A 3,387-nucleotide genomic window follows, 5' to 3' on the forward strand; every position below is an offset into this window, starting at 1 on the left:
CCACGCAAGTCCCACGGCTACCCGGCCCAATCCCGCTTCCGCATCGGCCTCTTCCAAATCCGAAGCCTCCTCAGAACCGACCCGGATCAGGCCGCCGAGCCCTGGCGACACTTGGCCTCCAAACTGCGAAAAAATCCGAGAGTCGTGTAGTATGCCGGATTGAAACCTCTCGGCGCGCCCGCCGCGCAGGAGGGTCGCGGACCGGCGGAGTGCCCGCCTCCACCCCGTGGGAAGGGCCACCCGCCCGGATTGGCGCGCGGATCGGGCGGTTGCCGCCAGCCGTCCGGGCAGCCCGCCGGAGCCGTACGCCCTTTCGGGCGTTCACCCCCCGGAGAGGTAGGCCCGTGACCCGCGACGCGACCCCGACACTGACCGAGGTTCTCGGCAAGCTCGCTGATGCGGGCGAAGGCGAACACGTGACGGTCGCGCAGATCCTCGACGAGTTCGGGGACCGTTCGCTCGCGCCGATCCTGCTGGTGCCGGCGATGCTGACCGCCTCGCCGATCTCGGGCATTCCGGGCGTGCCGACGGTCACGGGGATCATCGTCGCCCTGATCGTGGTGCAGATGATGATGGGGCGTGACACGCTCTGGGTGCCGCAGTTCATCGCCCGGCGGGGCGTTTCGCGCAGCAAGCTGGACAAGGCGGTCGGCTTTCTGCGCAAGCCCGTCGGCTGGATCGACGGGCTGCTGAAGCCCCGGATGACCTGGATCGCGCAACGTCCGTGGAATTACGCAGCGCTTGTGACCTGCCTTGCGATCGCGCTGGTCACGCCCCTGATGGAGATGCTGCCCTTCGTCATCTCGATCGCCGCCGTGGCGATCGGGTTTTTCGCCGCGGGGATCCTGGTGCGCGACGGGCTGGTGATGCTTCTCGGCTACGCCGTCGTCGGCATCGCCGCCGGGGCCGCGCTCGCGCTCATGTGAGACCGGCCGGCGCGACGGGTCCGCCGAAAGGCCGGTTCAGGCCAGGCTGACGCTGGCCGCGCTCTCGGGCAGTTCCTCGCCGAAACAGCGCTGGTAGAACTCGGCCACCGTCTGGCGTTCCAGCTCGTCGCACTTGTTGAGGAAGGTCAGCCGGAACGCGTAGCCGATATCGCGGAAGATGCGCGCATTCTCGGCCCAGGTGATGACCGTGCGCGGCGACATGACCGTGGACAACTGCCCCTTGACGAAGGCGGTGCGCGTCAGATCGGCGACGGTCACCATCTGGCTGATCTCCTGCCGGCCCTTGGCGGTGTTGTAGGCCGGGTTCTTGGACAGCACGATCGCGGTTTCGGCGTCGTGCGACAGGTAGTTCAGCGTCGCCACCAGGGACCAGCGGTCCATCTGCGCCTGGTTGATCTGCTGCACCCCGTGATAAAGCCCGGTCGTGTCGCCCAGGCCCACCGTGTTGGCGGTGGCGAACAGCCGGAAGCTGGGGTGCGGGGTGATGATCTCGTTCTGGTCCAGCAGCGTCAGCTTGCCGTCATGTTCCAGCACCCGCTGGATGACGAACATCACGTCCGGCCGCCCGGCATCGTATTCGTCGAAGACGATGGCGCAGGCGTGGCGCAGCGCCCAGGGCAGGATGCCCTCGTGGAACTCGGTCACCTGCTTGCCGTCGCGCAGCTTGATCGCGTCCTTGCCGATCAGGTCGATCCGGCTGATGTGGCTGTCGAGGTTGATGCGCACCGCCGGCCAGTTCAACCGCGCCGCGGCCTGCTCGATATGCGTCGATTTCCCGGTGCCGTGATAGCCCTGGATCATCACCCGGCGGTTGTACTGGAACCCGGCAAGGATGGCGAGCGTCGTCTCGGGGTCGAACTTGTAGGTCTGGTCGATGTCGGGCACGCGGTCGGTCCGCTCCGCGAAGCCCTTGATCGTCATGTCGGTGTCGATCCCGAACACGTCGCGCACCGAGAGTTCCTCGGTGGGTTTCTGCATCTCGTTCGCCATTCCGTCCGCCATTCGTCCAGTCGCGCGACAAGCCACGGCCACGCATATCCGTTTCGCGTGTCATGGAGCATATTGCCCGAGCGTGCAAGGGCAAGGGACGCGGGCTGCCAAGCGGATCGGGGATTGCCACAACAGCGCGTCGCGGCATAGTGTCGGCGCGTTCAACGAGGCGGAGCACGCAATGTGCTGGAGTATCGGTGCTACGGTGGCGATGGTCGGCCTCGGGACGGCGGCGACCGTCGTTACCCTGCGGCGCCGCGAGGCACCCGTGATCCCGGTGACGCTGGGTTTCTTCACGCTGATGGAGGGATTGCAACTCGCCGGCTATCTGGTGATCGACCAATGCGGCACGCCGTCCAATCAGTCGGTGACCTTTCTGTCGTTTCTGCACATCGTCTTCCAGCCCCTGTTCATCAATGCCTTTGCCATGCAGCTTGTCCCGCGCGGCGTAAGCGTGCGGCTGAAGACGGTGGTCTTCAGCCTCTGCGCGCTTTCGTCGGTGGTGATGCTGATGCAGCTATATCCCTTCGCCTGGGCGGGCACCTGCGCGCCGGACAGCGCGCTTTGCGGCGAGCGGCTTTGCACCGTGTCGGGCACCTGGCACCTGGCCTGGGACGTGCCCTACAACGGCCTGCTTGCGCCCTTCGAGACGTCGATGGGGGTGAACTGGGGTTTCACGAGCTACATGATCGCGGGCTTCGTGCTGCCGTTGCTTTACGGCGCCTGGCGGTTCGTCCTGTTCCACGCGCTTGCCGGGCCCTTCCTTGCGATGCAGTTGACCGGCAACCCGAACGAGATGCCGGCGATCTGGTGCCTGTTCTCGATCGGGATCATATTGATCGCACTCAGCCCGGCGATCCGCCGCCGCTTCGAGGGGCGCCCGCTGCCGGCGTGAGCAAAGGTTTCATTGCGGTAAACGCCTGAGATCGACTTTGTACGTTATGCGGCGAAGCATAGTGCCTCTGCCATACGCATGAGGCGGTCGGGCGGGATTTTTTTCGTGTCTCGGTTTTACGGCGAGTGTTGAAAACTGTCTCTGACCCACAGAGCAAGGCGGACGGCGCCGATGGCGTCTGTGAAGGTCAGGTTGGTCTTGCGATACCAGGCCGCGGCGTATGGCATGCTCGCGTGGTTCAGCAGATCGCAGGCCCATAAGGAGACGAGACTGTAGAGGCCGAGCAAGGCGGGCGTTGTCCGGGCAATCGCCTTGTCGGACCATTGCCGTTGGGTTTCGACGCCGAGCTATGCGCGGGTTTCGGCGAAGGTTACTTCGATCTGCCAGCGGCGGACGAAGCGATGATGTCGGCTGGCGCGCGGGCGGTGTCGGTGCTGAAGAAGGCCTGCGGGTGCCGCTTGCCTTCGGGGTCTCTGGCAAGCACCCAGCGGATTGGTCTGGGCGGCGTTCCGGGGCGGTACCAAAGTGCGATGTCCGAGGTGATCTCGAGCGTCT

General features: G+C 65.5%; 4 protein-coding genes. 3 read left to right on the forward strand and 1 reads right to left on the reverse strand.

Annotation, left to right across the window (positions count from 1 at the left end):
- Positions 1-344: 344 nt before the first annotated feature.
- Complete coding sequence (locus tag IM708_RS20545) at positions 345-926, forward strand: exopolysaccharide biosynthesis protein (RefSeq protein WP_209428421.1); 582 nt, start codon at positions 345-347, stop codon at positions 924-926.
- A 36-nt stretch (positions 927-962) separates the two neighbouring features.
- On the opposite strand, the gene cobS is transcribed toward IM708_RS20545, so the two are convergent.
- A complete protein-coding gene (gene cobS / locus IM708_RS20550; protein ID WP_209428422.1) occupies positions 963-1,949 on the reverse strand; it encodes a cobaltochelatase subunit CobS in 987 nt (328 codons plus the stop codon).
- A 169-nt stretch (positions 1,950-2,118) separates the two neighbouring features.
- Between cobS and IM708_RS20555 the strand changes: the two genes are divergently transcribed.
- Positions 2,119-2,832 carry a DUF5765 domain-containing protein gene (locus IM708_RS20555; protein WP_209428423.1) on the forward strand — a complete coding sequence of 238 codons (714 nt, stop codon included), beginning with the start codon at positions 2,119-2,121 and terminating at the stop codon, positions 2,830-2,832.
- 329 nt (positions 2,833-3,161) lie between these two features.
- Positions 3,162-3,387 (forward strand): hypothetical protein (locus IM708_RS20560; RefSeq protein WP_209428424.1); only part of this gene is annotated, 226 nt, incomplete at its 3' end.

This window comes from Pararhodobacter sp. SW119 (assembly GCF_017811755.1).
Classification (GTDB): Bacteria; Pseudomonadota; Alphaproteobacteria; order Rhodobacterales; family Rhodobacteraceae; genus Pararhodobacter.

What these genes read in the sequence shown, in the direction of transcription:
- cobS (WP_209428422.1), bottom strand. Translation starts at nt 1,949, where the DNA reads ATGGCGGACGGAATGGCGAACGAGATGCAGAAACCCACCGAGGAACTC.
- IM708_RS20555 (WP_209428423.1), top strand. Translation starts at nt 2,119, where the DNA reads ATGTGCTGGAGTATCGGTGCTACGGTGGCGATGGTCGGCCTCGGGACG.